Below are 20841 nucleotides of genomic sequence, written 5' to 3'. Positions count from 1 at the left end.
AGTCGGTATAGCTAGAGGCGTTTGGCTGGCGAATCCCGCCGCCTGTTGCGTCATCGCAAATGTTGTCAGGTGTATCCCCGAGAAATGAATAAGTCCAATCCACAGCCGGTAACGGCAGGCACCGCGTCTGCGGTCCAAGAAGATACGCCATACGCGTATCGGGACTTGGCCTTAAAATCACGTCGTGAGATCCATATTCTCAAGCGCTTGGTGACTCGCTTTGTCGCGACCTGTACCGGAAAAAGCTCGCTACTCGATAAAAAGTTGGCTGAATTCCGTGAGCTGTTACATGTTACGCAGGATGTCAGCCCTCTGATCCCGCGGTTAGCGATTATAGAACGCATGGTGGGTCAGCACGATATGACACAAAAGAAAGTCGAGTCGCATCTTAGTGCGCAGTTTCATGCTAGTGGCGAAACACTAAAGCGCGTGCCCGGCTTACCAGCACAACTGAAGCGCGACTTGCGCGATCTTTTATCTCAACCGGCGGACGATCAAACCACCCGCACCCAACAGTTGGTCAAGTTACTCCAACTCTATGAGCGCGCTGTCACCTTGCAAGCGGTACGTCCCAGCGCTCGACACTCGGAGACTACCCTCGAACAGGATCAAATTCGCCGTGTTGCCGATGAATTGCAAAACCTAATCACTGAACTTGATCTCGACGGGGAAGCAGGTCAACGCTTGCTCGATATTCGTCAACAGCTACTCGACGCACTCTCGCCTGCGACCATCATTGCACTCACGTTAGAATCGCTCAAGCTCATCCTAGAGGCGACACATGCCGAGCGGCGGGCCTCGCAAGCATTTTTGGCGCAAGTGAATGATAATCTGATTGCGATCAGCCAACAAAATACCCGCGCTTACGACCATGCCCACAGCTTGCGCCAAGACCATCAGCGTATTGATACCCTGCTGGGCGGCACTATCGCTAACATTGAACGCGATCTGAATGCACCTAGCGCCGATGCCACTGCACTGAGTCGCTCGTTAGCGCATGCGCTGGCCGATCTCAAAGCGCTCGCCGACGAGAATAAAGCGCTTAAAAATCGCGAGCAGTCTTTGGTTGAACAACTGGCGCATAATCAAAACCAACTAAACGCAGTTGCCGAACAAACCATGGATCAAAGACGCCGCTTGGGCGACCAAGAGCGTAAGCTGTTACTCGATCCGCTCACTCGAGTCTACAACCGCGCGGCAATGCACGACCGTCTTGAGCATGAATATCGTCTATGGCGTAAATACCAACATGACTTCTGTCTCGCGGTGATCGACATCGATCACTTTAAAGAGGTGAATGCCCAATTCGGTCACCTTGTCGGTGATAAAGCTCTCAAGATTATCGCACGCAGTATTTATCAGTGTCTGCGTGATACCGACTTTATCGCTCGCTTTGGTGGCGAAGAGTTTGTGGTTTTACTGCCTGATGCGGATGAAAAGACCCGTACCGATATTCTGGCCAATGTGAGCCATACCATTCATAAGTTGCCGTTGAAATTCAAAAACCAACGCGTCTCGATTACCGCATCGATTGGTGCCACGCTCTTCTCCGGCTCAGACACACCAACACATGTACTTGAGCGTGCCGACCAAGCCCTCTATCAAGCGAAAAACGCCGGTCGCAACCAAATCATTTGGTGTTAATTTTTTCTGGTCAATCTGCCAACCTGTGTGTATTTTTAATTAACACACTGATTTTTATAGCACCGCTCTGCCCTTCCTAATTTGTCTTCAAGAGGTTGTCGCTATGATCACACACATTAGCCCTATCGGCACCATGGACCTGCTTTCTCAAATCGAGGTTGATCGTCTAAAAGCGAGTGCAAGCAGCGACTTATACCGCCTTTATCGCAATTGCTCACTGGCCGTTCTGAACTCAGGCAGCCACACCGATAGCTCCAAAGCCTTGTTGGAGAAACATACCAACTTTGAGATCCGCGTATTGCGTCGAGAGCGGGGAATCAAACTAGAGCTGGTGAATCCACCCGACCATGCATTTGTCGATGGAAAAATTATTCGCGGTATTCAAGAACATATGTTTTCCGTCTTGCGCGATATTATCCATGTCAATGTACAGCTCGAGCATAGTCCGAATCTCAACCTCACTAGCTCCGCTCATATCACCAACCTGATCTTTGGCATCTTACGCAACGCAAAAACACTGCGGCCGCGAGTCGACCCTAATCTCGTCGTCTGCTGGGGCGGTCACTCAATCAATGATATTGAGTACCAGTACACCCGAGAAGTTGGTCATGAGCTGGGATTACGTGAGCTAGACATCTGCACAGGGTGTGGCCCCGGCGCGATGGAGGGGCCAATGAAAGGCGCCGCGATTGGACATGCGAAACAGCGTATCTACGATAGTCGCTTCATCGGTCTTACCGAGCCATCTATCATTGCCGCCGAGCCACCGAACCCCATGGTCAACGAGCTAGTGATCATGCCTGACATCGAAAAACGCCTTGAAGCTTTTGTCCGTATCGCCCACGGCATTATTATCTTCCCTGGCGGGGCAGGGACCGCTGAAGAACTGCTCTACATTCTCGGTATCATGATGCACCCAGAGAACCGTGAACAACCACTACCCATTGTGCTAACTGGGCCAAAAGAAAGCGAAGACTATTTCCGCAATATCGACACCTTCATTCGCGAAGTCCTTGGCGACCAAGCGACTCGATATTATGAAATTGTGATTGACGATCCGGCCAAAGCCGCGCGTTTAATGAAAAATGCGATGCCAGCGGTAAAAGAACACCGTAAAGCCACTGGAGATGCATACTCCTACAACTGGTCACTCAAAATCGAGCCAGAATTCCAACTGCCATTTGAGCCGACCCATGCCAACATGGCAAATCTGAATCTGCATATGAACCAACGTCCTGAACTGCTGGCATCGGCATTGCGCCAAGCATTTTCAGGTATTGTGGCAGGTAACGTTAAAGATGAGGGGATCCGTAACATTGAGCAACATGGCCCGTTTAAAATTGACGGTGATAAAGTGCTGATGGCGAAAATGGATAAGCTGCTGCAAAGCTTTGTCGATCAGCAACGAATGAAATTACCTGGCACTGAGTATGTGCCTTGCTATCAAATCGTCTCTTAATCCCATCGGGCGGCTTTGCCCACCCGTGTAAACTGGTACAATGGGCAGCATGCTGCTCATTGTTACCGGTTAAGTCTATGTCCAAGCTTCACGTTGTTATCATTGATGCCATGAACCTCATTCGTCGCGTTCATGCCGCCCAACCCGATACTCATACCCTTGAGGCAACCACACAGACCTGCCTGAAAACACTCGATAAAATCATCAGTCACAGTGAGCCCAGCCATATTGTTGCGGTTTTCGATCATACAGGCCAAGACAGAGGTTGGCGTGCCGATATCCTACCTGAGTACAAGCAGGGACGGAAACCCATGCCCGCCGACCTCGAACAAGGGTTGGACACCATTCAAGATGCATTCTGGCAGCGTGGTGTAGACTCCTTGCTCTCACAAGGAGATGAGGCTGATGACATGATCGCAACGCTCGCATTAAAAGTCGCGGCCCATCGCGAACAAGTCACCATAGTTTCCACCGATAAAGGCTATTGCCAACTCTTACAGCCAACATTGCGGGTACGGGATTACTTCCAACATCGCTGGCTTGATTTGGCATTTGTGGAAAAGAGTTTTGGCGTTCGCCCTGAGCAGTTGTGTGACTTCTGGGGGCTCGCCGGCATCAGCAGCAGTGAGATCAGCGGCGTGCCGGGTATTGGCCCGAAAAGCGCAGCCAATTTACTGTCCCAGTATGGCGATCTCGACGCCATACTTTCGGCTAATGATCTGGCTGAAAAGTGGGCGAAGAAGTTAGATGGTCACCACGATCTCGCACGCAAATGTAAGGCCGTGGCACAACTAAAAACGGATATCCCACTGGGCTTTAACCTACAGGATATCCGCTTTCAGCCCACTACAGTCAGTGCCTAACCATTCAGCGAGTGTTGACGTTTTACACGACGTAAGTACACGGTGATTTCTTCACGATCGTGATAAAGGTGTTTCGCCTTCATCTCGTAGGGAATGTTGTGCTGCTTTAAAAACTCACCCAAGGTGTCGAGGTTATAAGAAACCTGCTCATATCGACGGCTCATGGGCAGCTTCAAGTTGAACATGGCCTCTTTCGCCCATCCTGCAATCAACCACTCCCCCATGAGTTGAGCGACGCGGGAGGGTTTTTCGATCATGTCACAGACCAACCAAGTCACATTTTTTCTCGTGGGCTCAAACTTAAAGCCATCTTCGGCATGATGGAATACTTGGCCAGTTTCCATCAAGCTTTCATCCATCGCGCCGTTATCAACCGCATGCACAAACATCGAACGCTTCACTAACTGGTAAGTCCAGCCGCCGGGACAAGCCCCCAAGTCGACCGCCCATAATCCGGGCGCGAGTCGCGTATCCCACTCTTCTTTAGGAATAAAGTGATGGAACGCTTCTTCTAACTTTAAGGTCGAGCGACTCGGTGCATCGGCAGGAAATTTCATACGCGGGATGCCCATGTAATGCGGTGAGTTATTGGTGGTCAATGAGTAACCCACAAAGCATGTCCCCGGCGCGATAAAGCAAAGATGAATAACCGGCTTTTTAGGATTGTCTTTTGCTAACATCACGCCCTGCTTTCGCAGTGCCTGACGCAATGGAACGGTGAACTTACGACAAAACTTCAATAAGGCTTTCGCCTCGTCATTATCAGGCGTCTCCACCCGCAAGTCTCCCGCTTTGGGCAGCGCATCTGCAACAGCCAAAATCGGAGAAATTCGGTCGTCCGGATCCAGATCAGAGAGCGATGCGGTCACCGCAATCATTTGCCGGGCAAAGATCAGGGAGTCGAGCGGCAGATCACGAACAATCTGCTCAGCCTCACCGTCTTGGTAGCATTCAAACAGCACATAGGCGCTGTTGTTAATCACTCGCGGAAATCCGTAAATACCCAGCTCAGTGGTTTTTTGTTGAATTTCCGCCGCACAGTCTTTTTCAAACCCTGCACGACAGTAAAGCAAAACCTGATTCATGACTTCCTCTGGTTTGGGTCACCGTCACGATTACCGTGACAAAAAACAAGCTGCGCATTATATATGCCAAGCGGTTAGGAAAGAAATGCCAACCCTGACGATTTTGGTTTACTGGCGACCTGCGCGCCATGCCCCAAACGCCAATGCGCCCCAGCCGACTAAAAAGCTTAGCCCACCGAGCGGGGTGACAGGCCCGAGCCAAGTCATGTGTGTCAATGCCAAAAGATACAAGCTGCCACTAAAACAGAGTATCCCAACCCACCATGCGATACCCGTTGTAACTACACAGCGCTCAGGCAGCTGAGGCGCAACCGCCCCAAGACACAACAACGCCAAACTGTGCCACATTTGATAATTGACGCCGGTTTTAAAAATCGCGAGCTCATAGTCGTTGAGCGTCGCTTTCAGGCCATGTGCGGCAAATGCGCCGAGCGCCACCGCTAATCCGGCACCAAGCGCCCCTGAAATAAGCCAATACTGACGCCTCATCAATTTGCTCCTTGTTGGTGAATAAACTGGCACAGATGCGAAACGGCGGTTTGGCGATTTTGCATCTCTGTCAGTCCCGAGGCTTTGCGAGGTTTAAAGCTATGATCGCCATCGGGCAAGAACGCGACCTCGACACTGGGCGATAGTGAATAACTCACCACCTCTTCTTGGCGGCCAAAGGTGTCTCGCTCACCTTGCAAAATCAATACAGGACGAGTGACTGACGCTAAATGTTCGCCCTTGTATTTTTCAGGTTTGCCCGGCGGATGAAATGGAAAGCCCAGACAGATCACACCTGAAACACTTGGATTTTCGGTTAAATGACTGGCCATTCTGCCCCCCATCGATTTACCGGCCAGCCATAAACGGCTGGTCGCAGGACGCAGACAGTTAACCTGCTCAATCACAGCTTCAAAACAGCTCAGCAGAGCAGGCGCACGGTCTGGCGGGCGTTTTTTACCATCGACTTTTCGCTTATCCATGTAAGGGAAATTAAATCGTACCACACAAGTATGCTCGCTCAATCGTACTGCCATATCGGCCATAAATTCATGATCTTTGTCCGCGCCCGCACCGTGAGCAAAAATAATCCAATCCGTTGCTGTCTGCTCACCATCAATCAAAAGTTCTGTCATAAATTCATCTTCTCCTGCTCTTTCGCAGCCGTTTCTAGCATCCACTCTCGAAATGCCGCAATCCGACCGGTTTCCGCATCACGCTGTTGGCTAACCAAGTAAAAGCCATTGTCACTTTTAAGTACTTGTTCAAATGGATGTACAAGTCGTCCTGACGCCAATTCAGGTTGGGATAACACATTATTACCTAGTGCGACACCTTGGCCGTGGGCTGCCGCTTGTAACACCATGGAAGAGTGACTAAAGATAGGTCCATGTTCCAAATTGATATCCGTCAGGTGATGCGCCTTCGCAAATGCTTTCCACTCTTTGCGTGAGCGATCGTGCAGTAACACATGGTGTTTGAGATCATCAGGACAAGTCAGCGGCTTACCGGACTCTAACAGTAAGGGCGAGCAAACCGGGAGTAGGCACTCTTGGTATAAAAGATCGCAACGTAGCCCCGACCAATTCCCTCGGCCGTAGTAAATAGCCACATCCACATCATCCGTCAGTGATCCGTCTTCCAAATCAACTGCTTTTATCCGAACATCGATATCGGGATGCGCTTTATTGAAATCAGCTAAACGAGGCACCAACCATTGAATAGCAAAACTCGGCGGAAGACTGATGGTGAGCGCCCCTTTCGCACTCCGCTCCAATACTTTATCGGTCGCATAGGAAAGCTCGGAAAAAATATCTTTAATATCAAGAAAGTAACTCTGACCTTCTTCGGTTAGCAGCAAAGATCGGTTGCGACGCCGAAAGAGCTTAAGGCCAAGGAACTCTTCCAGCGCTTTGATTTGGTGGCTAACTGCAGCCTGAGTCACAAAAAGCTCTTCGGCAGCCCGTGTAAAGCTTAAATGTCGCGCCGCGGCCTCAAACACTCGAAGCGCGTTTAGCGGTGGGAGACGCCTTGCCATAAACAGCTCACCTCTTGTCATTAGTTTTTCTAATCGTTGCCATTATAAATTGTCGATTGCTGATATACCAGCAACCTCCTATAGTGCATCCCGCATCCACAAGTGACGTCTCTCTATTTAAGACTGTTTCCGTGGTTGCGATGTTGTGTTTGCATTTGTCTAACACTGGTTAGACAGGTAGTCGTATCTACCACTTTTAACTTCCTGTATTTTGACATTGTCTGTCATTACATATTTGTTGGCACTGAGCTTTGCTCAGTGCTTTTTTTTGTCTGTTTGATAACGCCTATCCACGCGATGCATTCTCTGAGCGATAAAGTTACTTGAGTTCCAGCCAAGAGATAGGGATCATAAGCAAGATTCAGTTTGGACAGCTCGTACTATGACGCAACATTTCGATATTCACGCACTACGCGCCCAATTTCCTGCCTGCGAAAATCCGGACTGGGTGTACCTCGACAGTGCCGCTACGGCACAAAAGCCCCAAGCAGTGATTGATGCCATCAGTGATTTTTATTCATCGCCATTAGCTAATGTACATCGTGGCCAGCACCAAGCGTCACTCACTGCAACCGAGAAGTTCGAACAAGCGCGTCGGGATGTCGCAGCATTTATTGATGCCAAACCCAATGAGATCATCTGGACACGAGGCGCCACCGAATCGATCAATTTATTGGCTTACAGCCTGAGCCAACATTTCACTGCACAGGATGAGATCTTGGTCAGTGAAATGGAGCATCACGCCAACCTGGTTCCATGGCAATTAGTCTGTGAACGCACTGGCGCGACCTTAGTCAAAATCCCCTGCTGTCCGCTCACCGGCCAGCTCGATTTACATGCGTACCAACAAGCACTGAATACTCACACGCGGATTGTTGCTGTCAGCCATGTCAGCAATGTTACGGGTACCCGCCATCCTATCGAAAAGATGACTGCCATGGCGCATCGTTATGGTGCAATTGTGATCGTTGATGGTGCACAAGGTATAGTTCATGACCCCATCAGCATGGCTGAGCTTGATGCTGACTTTTACGTGTTTTCCGGCCACAAGTTATACGGGCCAACGGGGATTGGCGTGCTTTACGGCAAACACGATAGTCTCGCCGCACTGCCCGCTTTTCACGGCGGTGGCAAAATGATCACTGACGTAAGCTTTGAGCAGCATACTCTCGCCCCGCTCCCTGCTCGCTTTGAGGCCGGTACCCCAAATGCGGCTGGAGCGATTGGACTGGCAGCCGCGATCCAATGGTTAACACAATATGACTTGCGCGCAATAGACGCTCATCTCAGCACCTGTTATCAAGCTCTTGTCGAGGGTCTGAAGCAACGTCCTGCCATTCAGCTTATCTGTCCACAACCGCATAGTACTATGGTGTCTTTCGTGGTGGATGGCGAGCACCACGCGGACATTGCTGAGCTACTCGGCCAACAAAATATCGCGGTGCGTTCGGGCCATCACTGTGCGCATCCGTTTATTAAGGCGCTCAATATAGAGGGCACAGTCCGTGTATCTTTGGGTGCCTATAATAGCCAAGAAGACATTGACCGCTTCCTGACTGCACTGGATAAAACGTTATATTTACTCGGTGTTTAATCGCTAATTAATAGGATTCATGATGGACTTACCCTCTCACCCATTTGGCAGTGAGCTCGACCAACACACCGTTGCCGAGATGCTGGCACAACACACCAACTGGGAAGACAAATACCGCCAGCTTATTATCTGGGGAAAACGTTTACCGTCCTTCACTGACGCGCAAAAACAGGCTGCGAGCCAAGTATCGGGCTGTGAAAGTGATGTGTGGTTTTTGCACCACAAAGACGCGGAAACGCACTACTTTGCCGCCGACTCCAATGCGCGTATTGTAAAAGGACTGCTAGCCGTGGTTCTCGCCTGTGTGAACGGCCAAAACCACACACAGATCGCTCAGTTAGATTTAAATGCGGTCTTCTCGCAAGCCGGGCTTGCACACCACCTCAGTGAATCACGCACCAATGGCTTGCACGCCATCGTGCAACATATTCATTCCGAGATTAAATAATCAAGCGTAAACAGGCGGATAGCAACAATAAACACAGCAAAAAGCCTGTTTACCCCACCCACTCAATTGCCTAACAATCCATTCATATTTAGCCACTAAGCTATCTTAAGACCACCAAAACGCAATCGATAACATCGCCAATAATTTGGTTATTTTAGTCACTAACAATCGATCAACTGGAAAACTAAAAATGAACAATTTTTTTACATTTGATTTCATTTTTGCGGTTAATCATTGACATAGATCTCGAATAGATAAAAGAACGCGTTTTTACTTTGCGTAATTTCTCAAATTCGTTAGGTTAAATATCGGCGGTCATAAAAGGGTCACACCTTCACGATAGACTGCCCAACAACAGTGACAGAAGRTATTAATCATTATTGGCATAGGTCTTGCTGTTACTCATAGACAATAAGGATGACTGTAATTCTGGCGTGAGTGGTTCCAGATGCGGCTTCAGGCATCTCGTTTAATTTGCTTGTTGTAGTGAATGGAGTCATACATGAAGAAACTGGCATTAGTTACCGGCGCAAAAGGCGGTATTGGTTCAGCGATCACAGAACAATTGGTTCAAGAAGGATACCGCGTGATTGCAACCCACTTCACCGGCGGCCAAAGCTGCGCGCAAGAGTGGTTTGAAGAAAAGAACTTCAATACCGAACAAGTACGCCTTTTTGAACTCGATGTCACAGATACTCAGCAGTGTGCCACACGTCTTGCCAAACTGCTTGAAGAAGAAGGCACCGTCGATGTACTCGTGAACAACGCAGGCATCACACGCGATAGCGTCTTTAAAAAGATGGATGCCACCCAATGGCATGAAGTCATTAATACCAACCTCAATAGCCTCTTTAACGTCACCCAGCCTTTATTCGCCGCGATGTGTGAAAAAGGCGGTGGACGTATCATTAATATTTCATCGGTTAATGGCCAAAAAGGTCAGTTCGGCCAAGCCAACTATGCCGCAGCCAAAGCCGGCATGATGGGCTTTAGTAAGTCACTCGCTGCCGAAGGCGCGCGCGCCGGCGTAACCGTTAATGTGGTTGCTCCTGGCTATACCGCAACGCCTATGGTCACCGCTATGCGTGATGACGTTCTAGAGTCCATCACCAATCAAATACCGATGAAACGTCTTGCTAAACCTGAAGAAATCGCCGCGGCTGTGACCTACCTCGCGAGCGATGCAGGTGCCTATATTACAGGTGAAACGCTGTCGGTGAACGGCGGCTTATACATGCAATAAATCAGGGAACGATGATGGAACGCATTTATATCGTAGCAGCAAAACGTACTGCTATTGGCGCATTTTCAGGGGCGCTAAAAGATATCCCAGCAGGTCAACTGGCCGCTCATGCAATCAAAGGTGCATTGCAGGCTGGATCGCTTAGCGGCGACGTTATCGATGAAGTCATCGTCGGTAATGTGGTCAGTGCAGGACAAGGCATGGGTATTGGCCGTCAAGCCGCCATTTACGCAGACATTCCAGCTAGCGTGCCCGCCTATTCTGTCAATATGGTTTGCGGCAGTGGCATGAAGTCAATTATGGATGCTGTGACGCACATTCGCGCAGGTGACGCACAGGTTGTGGTCGCTGCGGGGGTAGAAAACATGTCACAGATCCCGTTTGCTGCGGCAGGAAATTTACGCACCGGACAAAAGATGGGCAATTTTGCGATGAAAGACTTACTCATCAATGATGGCCTTACCGATGTGTACAACCAATATCACATGGGCGTGACAGCCGAAAACGTTGCCAAAGAAGTCGGGATTACCCGTGAGCAACAAGACAGTTTCGCACTAAGCAGCCAGCAAAAAGCGATTGCCGCAATCGAAGCGGGCCATTTCAAGCAAGAAATTGTGCCCGTCGAAGTGAAACAGCGTAAGCAAACACTCACCTTTGATACCGATGAATATCCAAAGGCTGATGCCACGTTAGAAGGACTCACCAAGCTACGTCCAGCTTTTGATAAAGAAGGAACGGTCACTGCAGGCAATGCGTCTGGCATCAACGATGGCGCCAGTGCCGTCATTGTTGCCTCTGAATCTGCCGTCGCCAAACATGGCCTGACTCCGCTTGCTGAGATTACTGCTTACGCGCAGCACGGTATTGACCCGAGCGTTATGGGGCTTGGTCCAGTTGGTGCGGTCAATGCCGCGCTCGATAAGGCCAACCTGACTATCGACAACATCGATTTGTTTGAGCTGAACGAAGCCTTTGCAGCCCAAGCGCTCGGTGTGGTTCATCAGTTAGCACAACACCATCAAATCACTCCGGATGCTTTATTGGAGCGTGCAAACGTGAATGGCGGTGCCATTGCACTCGGCCACCCTCTTGGCGCGTCTGGTAACCGGATTGTGGTCACACTGCTACACGAGCTGACCCGAAGAAGCGCCACCTATGGCGTCGCTTCTTTGTGTATTGGCGGCGGCATGGGTACGGCTTTGGTTATCAAGCGTACACAAGCGTAAATGGACATTTGCGACCTTGGGAACTATCCCAGACAACACTATCAGGAGATACACCATGTACACAGATATGTTTAAAGCGTTTTCTGAGCAATCTGAAAAAGCCTTGGCTCCATACGTTAACTTCAACAAATTGGTAGCCAAAAACGTAGAAACTCTTACCGAGCTGCAAATGAATGCCATGCGCACATACAGCCAGCTAGGTCTGGAGCAAATGAAAGCGGCAAGCGAAGTGAAAGACGTATCAACACTGACGTCATTCAGCAGCCAGCAGCTTTCTGCGCTGACAAAACTGTCTCAGCAAATGATGGACGACAGCACCAAGCTGCAAAATATCGCCAAAGAGTTCAAAGAAGATATCGACAAGTTGACTGCCGAAAACATGAAAACTGGCACCCCAGCATAAGGGCAAGGCCACTACAACAGCGCCTGTTGCCTTGTGGGTAGCAGGCCTTTGTGGTGTTTATCCGTTTAAGAGGGCAAGACTATGTTTCATCACTTCTTTTCGGACTACCTTGCCAGGCTGCAAGAACAAAACCAGCAATGGTGGCAGGATCTTGAGCAGGGCAAGGCAGCCGTAAACACACCGTTCAACCAAGCCATGCAGGAAATTAGCCTGCAAGACACTGCTCAGTTGCTGGAAGGTGCGGCTCAACAACCCGCTGCACTTTTACAGGTACAAATGCAGTGGTGGGAACAACAACTTCAAATTTGGCAAAACGCCATGCTCGCGCGCGACAATACCGAAGAGGTCGTCAGCGAAGAGCGAGATGACAAGCGTTTCAAAGACAAAGCATGGCAAGAAGACGTCTTGTACAACTTTATTAAGCAGTCTTACTTGCTGTTCGGGCGCACCTACATGCAAACCATCGATGCTATTGAAGGCCTCGATGAAAAAACCCGTGAGCGCCTTTCTTTCTTTTCACGTCAAGCGATTAACGCTATGGCGCCAAGCAACTATATCGCGACCAACCCTGAACTGTTGAAAATGACATTGGAGTCTCAGGGCGAAAACCTACTTCGTGGTATGGAGCAGCTAAAACAAGACATGGAGTCAAGCGCCGATATTTTGAAAGTGCGCATGACCAACAACAATGCCTTCCGTGTCGGTGACGATGTAGCGAACACCCCAGGGGATGTGGTGTTTAAGAATGAGGTGTTTGAACTCATTCAATATCGTCCTATGACGGAGAAAGTACACGCGACACCCATCTTGGTGGTGCCTCCGTTTATTAATAAGTATTACATTCTCGATTTACGTGAGAAAAACTCACTAGTGCGCTGGCTGGTCGAACAAGGCCATACCGTGTTCTTGATGTCATGGCGTAACCCTTCTGCAGAGCAAGCAGAGATCGGGTTTGAAGACTATGTGACCCAAGGCACTGTCAAAGCGGTTAGTGCTATCGAAGAAATTACAGGACAGTCGCAGATTAACGGCGTGGGTTACTGTATCGGCGGCACCGTACTGGCCTGTACGATTGCATACTATGCCGCGAAGCGCATGAAAGCACGTATCAAGTCGGCGAGCTTCTTTACCACCTTACTCGACTTCTCTCAGCCGGGTGAAATTGGCGCCTATATCAATGACAGCTTGATCCGAGCGATTGAAGCGCAAAATACAGCGCGTGGTTATATGGATGGCCGCTCACTCAGCGTCACTTTCAGCTTGCTTCGCGAAAACAGCTTGTACTGGAACTATTACATTGAGAACTATCTCAAGGGAAATAGTCCTGTCGATTTTGACTTGCTGTATTGGAATAGCGATAGCACCAACGTGGCGGCGAAAACCCACAACTTTATCCTGCGCGATTTGTATCTTGAAAACAAATTGGTGCAAGACAAAGGGGTTAAAGTCGGTGGCGTCTGGATTGATCTCAACAAGATCAAGGTGCCAAGCTACTTCATCTCGACCAAAGAAGATCACATTGCCCTATGGCAAGGCACCTATCGCGGTGCACTGAATGTCGGTGGCAATAAAACCTTTGTGTTGGGTGAGTCTGGTCACATTGCGGGGATTGTTAACCACCCTGTGAAGAAAAAGTACGGATTCTGGACCAACGATAGTCTGCCTGATTCAGCCGATGAGTGGCTCGATAATGCGTCACATCACACGGGCTCTTGGTGGACGCATTGGGAGAAATGGCTGCGAAGCTATAGCCCAGAGGAGCAGGTAGAGCCTTATGCGATCGGCTCTGAGAACTATCCGGTTCTTTATGCGGCACCGGGTGAGTATGTTCGTCAGGTTTTGCCGATTCACACAGAGGCAAAAACCGAACCTGAGCCTGAAGAAGCTAACGCGTAACCAACTACTGTCTCAATAATAAGAATGGCGGCGCAATTGTGGCTCATAGAGAGCGACGGCGCCGCCACTTTATTTCTCCTGCACTATACTCCTCTAATAGTCACGAGAACGCTCAGGAGGCAGTATGAGGCTGATGGTGCAATGGGGATGCGCATTGTTGCTGATCCTTCCAATGCTCACACATGCGCAATCAATCCGCCTAGCATCAGGTGAATACCCTCCTTTTATTTCGCAACACCTACCCAACCAAGGCCCATTAACTGAAATTATTGTGTTGGCCACCGAAGAAGCTAATCTCGATGTGTCTTTTGGTTATTTTCCTTGGCATGAGTCGATGGCGCTGGCTCAGCAAGGTCAGTGGGACGGGACGGTCGGCTGGGCTTTCACCGAAGAGCGCGCACTGGATTTTATCTATTCAGATGCCATTTATACCGAAAGTGCCGTTTTCTTTCATCACCGGGATAAAGCGTTCGATTGGTCAAAGCCCGAGGATTTAGCCGGTCTTGCGGTCGGTGTCGGCCTTGGATATATCGACGTCAAGACACTGAGCCAATTACAAAAAGCCGGTATCGATGTGAAGTTACAAGAATTTGCCAAAGAAGAGGACAAGCTCCACGCCTTATTGAATAATCAGGTTGACCTTGCACTAGGCAACAAAGATGTTTTGCAGCACATCATTAAAACGACGCTAAGTGTAGAGCAAGCTCGTCAGTTAACACATCATCCCCATCCCTTTCGCGTGACTCCCTTACATGTGCTGTTTAGTCGTAAGATTGAACAAAGCTACGATCATTCCCGCGCATTCAACAAAGGGTTACGACGCATAAAAACGGATGGTCGCTATCAAGCAGTTTGGAATCAATTTCGACGGCAAAAAATGTCGGAATAGTCTCAGTTGAAGATTCATCGACATTGGTTTTGGTAAATGTCCGTTGACTTTGGAGTTGTTATGTGGCGATGGCTAATCATTTTATTCGCGTTCAGCCTCCCGGTGGTTGGTGTTGCCACGCCCAATTTGGTGCTCACGTCTGGCGACTACCGTCCATTTATTTCTGATCAATTAGCACATCAAGGGGTGTTGGCGCATATCGTCAAAGAAGCTGGCAAGCAACAGGGCATGGAGATAGAGATCAAGTTTGTCCTTTGGCCGCAAGCAAAAGAAGACGCACAAACCGGTAAAGTACACGGCACGGTTGGTTGGGGCTATACCCCAGAAAGAGAGCGCGACTTTATCTATTCAGCCCCCATTTATACTGAGTCTGTGGTCTTTTTCCACCTCAAAAATCGTCACTTCGATTGGCAGTCTTTAGACAGTCTCAATGGCCTGAATGTGGGAATTAGCGAAGACTATATTGAAGACAACATGTTGGAAACCTTTAACCAAGAAGGTGGTAGCGTCATCATCCGTAAATATCCGAGCGAGCTCGAGAAGGTGAAAAGCCTGCTGACCGGCCAAAGTGATGTGATTGTAGGCAATCAATACGTCATCCATGACGTGGTGCGCAATCAACTTCGCAACGATGAAAGTCGTCACATCACATTTCATCCCAAACCGCTTCGTGTCACGCCTTTACATGTTTTATTCAGCCGTCAACACTCCCAAAGCGCGCTATGGGTCAGTCAGTTTAATCGAGGATTACGCCAGTTAAAGATGAGCGGTGACTACCAGCGCGCTTGGAGTGCATTTCGTATGGGAGAGTATGGGCTGATCGGCATCCCCGCCGAGCAGCCGTAGTTAATCGGCTTGGCGTAGTTAATCGGCTTGGCGTCGTTTATCCGCCTCGATCAATTTGTGTAAAATGCGCGACACCGCGACGAACCCAAAACTGGCCGTCACCATAGTTGCCGCACCAAAACCACTGGCACAATCCATTCGCTTCGGCCCTTGTGCAGATGCCTTGCTTTCACAGACACTGCCGTCAGGTTGTGGGTATTTGAGTTGCTCGCTTGAAAAGACACAGTCAATCCCAAACTTTCGTCCTTGAGTCTTAGTAAAACCGTAAAAGCGACGCAAATTGTTACGCAGCTTCGCCGCGAGTGGGTCTTGAATCGTTTTGGTTAAATCCGCCACTTGGATCTGGGTGGGGTCGATCTGTCCCCCCGCGCCACCCACGGTAATGACTTTGATTTTGTGCCGCTTGCAGTAAGCCAACAAGGCCGTTTTGGGCTTGATGCTATCGATAGCATCGAGCACATAATCAAAGCGCTTGTCGATATACTCAGCAATATTATCCGGCGAGATAAAATCATCAATCACAGTCACTTGGCATTCTGGATTGATTGCTGCCACACGCTCGGCCATCACCTCGCTTTTGCTTTGGCCAATGGTCGCTTTCAAAGCATGGATTTGTCGATTGGTGTTGGTAACACACACATCATCCATATCAATCAGTGTGATGGCGCCAATCCCTGTCCGAACCAGCGATTCCACTGCCCACGATCCCACGCCACCAATACCAATGACACAAATATGGCTCTGGTGAAACACCTCAAGCGCACGGCGTCCATATAAACGAGCCGTACCGCCAAAACGTTGCAGATAGGATTCTGATAGGGATTGTGTCATAACCATAGTCTTCATTGATCGCGCAGACAGGCGTTATACCGACTTGCTGATGGGATGTCTAGCCGGATCCCCTTTGAGGACATCATACAACCAATTGATCACGTGCATAACCGCCGGTGAGCGCTGCTTATACCGCGCGCTATAAAGATAATAGCCATAGCCGCTGTCGATACTTAACCCCAACGGATTCACAATCTGATCGTTTGACAGGGCCGCTGAGGCCATAAAGGTGGGGATTAACGCCATCCCCATCTGTTGTTTTACGCCTTCAAGCGCCATAAAAAAGTGCTCAAAGCCCGCTCCGTATTGCGGATTGCTGTCAGCCAGCCCAAATTGTTGCCAAAATTGCTCCCACAGTGAAGGGCGCGTTAGATGAGATAAAACTGGCACTTCCGATAACAACGCGGCCCGATCCAAAGGTTCTGGCAGCAAGGTCACTGATGCGACAAGCGATAAGTGTTCGTGAATTAAACAGACTCCTTGCGCGCCTGCCTGCTGATGAGGCTGACAGCGGATTAAAATATCCAATTCACTCTCTTTCCCTTGGGGCACATAGTCACTGGCACTGACCACCACAGAAATATCAGGATGCTGCGATTTAAACGCTGGCAGCTGAGGGATCAACCAAAGGCTGGCAAACGAGGGCGGCACCAATAAGCTGACGGACTCTTGCCTTGCACTTTGCTGACGCGCTTGCGCCGTGGCATTGGCAATATCATTGACGCTGACCGATATCATAGTTAAATAAGGCTCTCCGACTCGGTTTAGCCTTACTCCCCCAGCATGTCGCTCAAAGAGTGGTTGACCAATCCCTTCTTCGAGCTGCTGTATCTGCTTGCTCACTGTACTTTGGCTGACATGCAACACCTTCGCGGCTTCTGAAAAACTTCCCGTTTGAGCCACCGCAATCAGTGTTTGTAGCGAGCGCATCGACGGCAAACGCACATTCATCATCCCATTCCTTTTTTGCATACCTGGTGAAAATATATCCTTTGCGGTTTAAAACACAAGTTCACCATACTGAGTTATCACGCTTGCATTGAGGCCCTCGTATGAGTCATGTCTTTCACCGTCACTGTCATCATCTTCCCCCCACTATTGCTAGTGGCAATGGGATGTATTTAACCGACACTCAGGGTAATGAATATCTCGATGCATGCGGAGGTGCTGCCGTCTCTTGCCTTGGACACAATCACCCTGCCGTGTTAGAGGCTATCCACCGTCAACTGGATACTATTCCTTATGCGCATACCGGCTTTTTTACCTCCGCACCGAGTGAAGCACTTGCCGAGAAGCTGGTTGATCTTGCCCCTTCTTCCATCAACCATGCTTACTTGGTTAGTGGTGGATCTGAGGCAATGGAAACCGCCCTCAAGCTCGCTCGCCAGTACTGGGTGGAAGTCGGCGAGCCCCAGCGCCAACATTTTATTGCTCGACGACAGAGTTATCATGGCAACACCTTGGGCGCCTTGTCTGTGGGAGGGAATGCGTGGCGACGAGCTCCATTTGCTCCTTTGTTGATGGACACCAGTCTGATTGCCCCCTGTTACGCCTATCGCGATCAAGGTCCCGATGAAACCGCTTACGAGTATGGTCAGCGGGTGGCCAACGAGCTTGAAGCCATGCTGTTAGAAAAAGGGCCGGATACCGTCATTGGATTTGTCGCAGAACCTGTGGTGGGCGCGACAGCCGGTGCATTGACCGCAGAGGCTGGCTATTTTTCTCGTATTCGCGCGATCTGCGATCAGTACAATATTTTGCTGATCCTCGATGAAGTCATGTGCGGCACGGGACGCACTGGGCGTTTTTTCGCCTTTGAACATGAAAGCATCGTTCCGGATATTGTCGCCATCGCCAAAGGGCTGGCTGCCGGTTATCAACCCATTGGCGCAACCTTAGTCACGGATCGTCTTTATGAAGCGATTGCATCTGGTTCAGGCTATTTCCAACATGGTCACACCTTTATGGCTCATCCAACGGCATGTGCCGCTGCTTTAGCCACGCTCACCACGCTTGAGCAAGAAGGATTAGTTGCCGCGGCGGAAAAACAAGGTAAGGCACTTAAAGCGGCGCTACATCATCAGTTTGATTCACACCCTTTTGTCGGCGACATTCGCGGACGTGGACTGTTTATCGCGTTGGAGCTCGTGGCATACAAAACCAGTAAGCGTCCCTTTTCATCTGATCTCGCGCTCCATCAAACGATAAAACATACCGCCATGCATAACGGGCTGATGTGTTATCCCATGGGCGGCACCATTGATGGTAAGCAGGGGCATCACATCTTACTCGCACCGCCCTATATCATTGAATCAACTCATATCTCGGCCATCATCGACAAGCTAGCACTAACATTAGAGATGTGCTTGCCTTCTCAATAACGATACATTGATAGACGAGGGGAAAAGAATGCAAGACGCAAGGACGATCATGGTTGCCCCCAATGGTGCACGCTTACAGCCCACACACCACCCGAGTGTGCCTGTCACCGGCAAACAGCTTATTCACTGCCTGCACGAATGTGCAGAGGCAGGCGCAACCATGGCACATATCCACGCCCGAGATCCACAGGGGGCGCATAGCCTTGATCCCGCGCTAAACCAAACGCTATATCAGCAAGTGATGGATGCCGTCGGCGATCGTATGGTGATTCAACTCACCACCGAGGCCGTAGGCCGCTATTCTCCCCAGCAACAAATGGCTCTGATCCGATCCGTCAAACCGGAAGCCGCTTCCTTTGCACTCAGAGAGCTTGTTCCTGATCATCAACCGACACACCAAGCCATGAAAGATTTTTTTGCTTGGACAGTGGAAGCGCGCATCTACAGCCAGTTTATTCTCTATCACCCTCACGAATTGGCACGCTATTACGCGTTACGAGAGCAAGGCATTCTTCCCTCGCAAGGTCATCACCTGCTTTTTGTTGCGGGCCGCGACCGAACGCCACCTAAAGGCAAACCGGAAGATATCATCGCCATGTATCAAGCTCGTCACTTAGATGACACTGTTCCTTGGTCTGTCTGTGCATTTGGCCAGCGTGAGCTTTCCTGTTTAACCACGGCCGCCTTGCTAGGAGGAGATATGAGGATTGGTTTTGAAAACAACACCTTCGATGTCCATGGTCGCGCAGCCCCCAATAACGCATACCAGATCACACAACTGCGCAACACGCTGGAAAAGCTGGGATATTGTACTAAACCTGTACAAGCATTGAGGCAAACCATGACCCAGTCGTTTTAACCCAATACTATTGCTTGCAAATATTGTTAAAAGATTGAAAAAATAGCGCGGTGACACTTTTTTGTCATATTTGCATCGAGTGTCATACCATCTTCGAGGGTGCGCCCGGATAGCAACCTCTAACTAAAAAGGAATCTTAAGCATGAAAGCGATGAAACCGACTCTGATTGCGCTCAGCTTTTCCGCTGCACTAGGAACCGCAGCAACCGCTCAAGCAAATCAGTTTGTGACCATTGGTACCGGTGGTGTTACTGGTGTTTATTACCCTACGGGTGGTGCAATCTGCCGTCTGGTCAATAAAAGCAAAGATGACCATGGTATTCGCTGCTCAGTAGAGAGTACGGGCGGTTCTATTTACAACATCAATACTATCCGTGCTGGCGAGCTAGATATGGGTATTGCCCAGTCTGACTGGCAATATCACGCTTACAAAGGCACCAGCAAGTTTAAAGACCAAGGCGAGTTCAAAGATCTGCGCGCGGTCTTCTCGATCCACCCTGAACCCTTTACTGTGGTCGCACGTGCGGACGCAGGGATTAAAACCTTTGATGATCTGGCTGGCAAACGCGTCAACATTGGTAACCCAGGCTCAGGTCAACGCGGTACCATCGAAGTATTGATGGACCAAATGGGTTGGGATATGGACAAGTTCGGCCAAATCTCTGAGCTAAAGGCGGCGGAACAATCCAAGGCATTGTGTGACAACAAAATTGATGCCATGGTCTACACAGTCGGCCACCCAAGTGGCGCAATCCAAGAAGCGACTACCGCCTGTGATAGCGTGCTAGTGGAAGTGGCGAACGATGCAGCTAAACAGCTGATTGCTGACCGTGATTACTACCGTAAAGCCGTGATCCCAGGTGGCATGTACCGTGGTAACGATAGCGATGTCACGACTTTCGGTGTCGGTGCGACCTTTGTATCATCGACTCAAGTACCAGACGACGTGATTTACAACGTCGTGAAAGCGGTGTTTGAGAACTTCGATGATTTCCGCCGTTTGCACCCTGCCTTTGCGAATCTGAAGAAAGAAGAAATGGTAAAAGATGGCTTGTCTGCACCGCTTCATCCCGGCGCAGCACGCTACTATCGTGAAGCTGGCTTGATTGAATAATCAATCACGCTCAAAGGAAAAGCGAGCATTCAAT

At 49.7% G+C, this 20841-nt stretch carries 20 protein-coding genes; 14 read left to right on the top strand and 6 right to left on the bottom strand.

Translation table 11 applies throughout. The features are described 5' to 3' along the window. The first annotated feature begins 84 nt into the window (after positions 1-84). The 3 genes from BZG82_RS06310 to xni all read left to right on the top strand — a co-directional run bounded on the left by BZG82_RS06310 (position 85) and on the right by xni (position 3966). Positions 85-1644, top strand: a complete 1560-nt coding sequence (locus BZG82_RS06310; RefSeq protein ID WP_077765421.1) for a GGDEF domain-containing protein — start codon at positions 85-87, stop codon at positions 1642-1644. A gap of 103 nt (positions 1645-1747) precedes the next feature. After that, positions 1748-3103 (top strand): nucleotide 5'-monophosphate nucleosidase PpnN, encoded by a 1356-nt coding sequence (ppnN, locus tag BZG82_RS06305; RefSeq protein WP_077480074.1) that lies wholly within the window; start codon positions 1748-1750, stop codon positions 3101-3103. 77 nt (positions 3104-3180) lie between these two features. Next, entirely contained in the window at positions 3181-3966 is a 786-nt protein-coding gene (xni, locus tag BZG82_RS06300) for a flap endonuclease Xni (protein WP_077765420.1), read from the top strand. Here the strand turns inward: xni and rlmM are convergent. The 4 genes from rlmM to BZG82_RS06280 all read right to left on the bottom strand — a co-directional run bounded on the left by rlmM (position 3963) and on the right by BZG82_RS06280 (position 7077). After that, positions 3963-5051, bottom strand: a complete 1089-nt coding sequence (gene rlmM, locus BZG82_RS06295) for a 23S rRNA (cytidine(2498)-2'-O)-methyltransferase RlmM (RefSeq protein WP_077639479.1) — start codon at positions 5049-5051, stop codon at positions 3963-3965. The genes xni and rlmM overlap by 4 nt on opposite strands. A gap of 108 nt (positions 5052-5159) precedes the next feature. Beyond that, on the bottom strand, positions 5160-5540 hold the full coding sequence (locus BZG82_RS06290) for a DUF423 domain-containing protein (protein WP_077765419.1): 381 nt from the start codon (positions 5538-5540) through the stop codon (positions 5160-5162). Beyond that, complete coding sequence (locus BZG82_RS06285) at positions 5540-6175, bottom strand: alpha/beta family hydrolase (RefSeq protein ID WP_077480070.1); 636 nt, start codon at positions 6173-6175, stop codon at positions 5540-5542. Before BZG82_RS06285 ends, BZG82_RS06290 begins: the two co-directional genes overlap by 1 nt. Beyond that, positions 6172-7077: a transcriptional regulator GcvA gene (locus BZG82_RS06280; RefSeq protein ID WP_077663028.1), complete on the bottom strand. Its 906-nt coding sequence runs from the start codon at positions 7075-7077 to the stop codon at positions 6172-6174. Before BZG82_RS06280 ends, BZG82_RS06285 begins: the two co-directional genes overlap by 4 nt. A gap of 382 nt (positions 7078-7459) precedes the next feature. On the opposite strand from BZG82_RS06280, the gene BZG82_RS06275 reads away from it, so the two are divergent. The 8 genes from BZG82_RS06275 to BZG82_RS06240 all read left to right on the top strand — a co-directional run bounded on the left by BZG82_RS06275 (position 7460) and on the right by BZG82_RS06240 (position 15622). After that, a complete protein-coding gene (locus BZG82_RS06275; protein WP_077480069.1) occupies positions 7460-8671 on the top strand; it encodes an aminotransferase class V-fold PLP-dependent enzyme in 1212 nt (403 codons plus the stop codon). Positions 8672-8690: 19 nt separating this feature from the next. Further along, entirely contained in the window at positions 8691-9119 is a 429-nt protein-coding gene (gene csdE / locus BZG82_RS06270; RefSeq protein WP_232112093.1) for a cysteine desulfurase sulfur acceptor subunit CsdE, read from the top strand. A 502-nt stretch (positions 9120-9621) separates the two neighbouring features. Beyond that, a complete protein-coding gene (locus BZG82_RS06265) occupies positions 9622-10362 on the top strand; it encodes an SDR family oxidoreductase (RefSeq protein ID WP_077480067.1) in 741 nt (246 codons plus the stop codon). Positions 10363-10376: 14 nt separating this feature from the next. After that, positions 10377-11588, top strand: coding sequence for an acetyl-CoA C-acetyltransferase (locus BZG82_RS06260; RefSeq protein ID WP_077480066.1), 1212 nt, complete (start codon positions 10377-10379; stop codon positions 11586-11588). A 55-nt stretch (positions 11589-11643) separates the two neighbouring features. Further along, the gene (locus tag BZG82_RS06255) at positions 11644-11991 is read left to right on the top strand and encodes a phasin family protein (protein ID WP_069588559.1); all 348 of its coding nucleotides are present in this window, start codon (positions 11644-11646) and stop codon (positions 11989-11991) included. Positions 11992-12072: 81 nt separating this feature from the next. After that, entirely contained in the window at positions 12073-13887 is a 1815-nt protein-coding gene (locus BZG82_RS06250; protein WP_077480065.1) for a class I poly(R)-hydroxyalkanoic acid synthase, read from the top strand. A 124-nt stretch (positions 13888-14011) separates the two neighbouring features. Then, the gene (locus BZG82_RS06245; RefSeq protein WP_077765418.1) at positions 14012-14776 is read left to right on the top strand and encodes a substrate-binding periplasmic protein; all 765 of its coding nucleotides are present in this window, start codon (positions 14012-14014) and stop codon (positions 14774-14776) included. 60 nt (positions 14777-14836) lie between these two features. Continuing rightward, positions 14837-15622, top strand: a complete 786-nt coding sequence (locus BZG82_RS06240; RefSeq protein WP_158011459.1) for a substrate-binding periplasmic protein — start codon at positions 14837-14839, stop codon at positions 15620-15622. An 18-nt stretch (positions 15623-15640) separates the two neighbouring features. Here BZG82_RS06240 and tcdA read toward each other — a convergent pair whose 3' ends face one another. Next, positions 15641-16459 (bottom strand): tRNA cyclic N6-threonylcarbamoyladenosine(37) synthase TcdA, encoded by an 819-nt coding sequence (tcdA, locus tag BZG82_RS06235; RefSeq protein ID WP_077480062.1) that lies wholly within the window; start codon positions 16457-16459, stop codon positions 15641-15643. A 27-nt stretch (positions 16460-16486) separates the two neighbouring features. Then, a complete protein-coding gene (locus BZG82_RS06230; RefSeq protein ID WP_158075981.1) occupies positions 16487-17407 on the bottom strand; it encodes a LysR family transcriptional regulator in 921 nt (306 codons plus the stop codon). Positions 17408-17505: 98 nt separating this feature from the next. Here BZG82_RS06230 and BZG82_RS06225 point away from each other — a divergent pair, with 98 nt between their 5' ends. The 3 genes from BZG82_RS06225 (at position 17506) to BZG82_RS06215 (ending at position 20807) form a co-directional block, all read left to right on the top strand. Next, positions 17506-18834 (top strand): aspartate aminotransferase family protein, encoded by a 1329-nt coding sequence (locus BZG82_RS06225; RefSeq protein ID WP_077765416.1) that lies wholly within the window; start codon positions 17506-17508, stop codon positions 18832-18834. Between the two features lie 49 nt (positions 18835-18883). Next, complete coding sequence (locus tag BZG82_RS06220; protein ID WP_158075980.1) at positions 18884-19693, top strand: 3-keto-5-aminohexanoate cleavage protein; 810 nt, start codon at positions 18884-18886, stop codon at positions 19691-19693. 142 nt (positions 19694-19835) lie between these two features. Continuing rightward, positions 19836-20807, top strand: coding sequence for a TAXI family TRAP transporter solute-binding subunit (locus tag BZG82_RS06215; RefSeq protein ID WP_077663021.1), 972 nt, complete (start codon positions 19836-19838; stop codon positions 20805-20807). Positions 20808-20841 lie beyond the last annotated feature (34 nt).

This window comes from Salinivibrio sp. PR5 (assembly GCF_001996085.1).
Lineage (GTDB): Bacteria > Pseudomonadota > Gammaproteobacteria > Enterobacterales > Vibrionaceae > Salinivibrio > Salinivibrio proteolyticus.
Note: the sequence above shows the minus strand (reverse complement) of the source record. Positions and strands in the feature narration are given on the sequence as shown.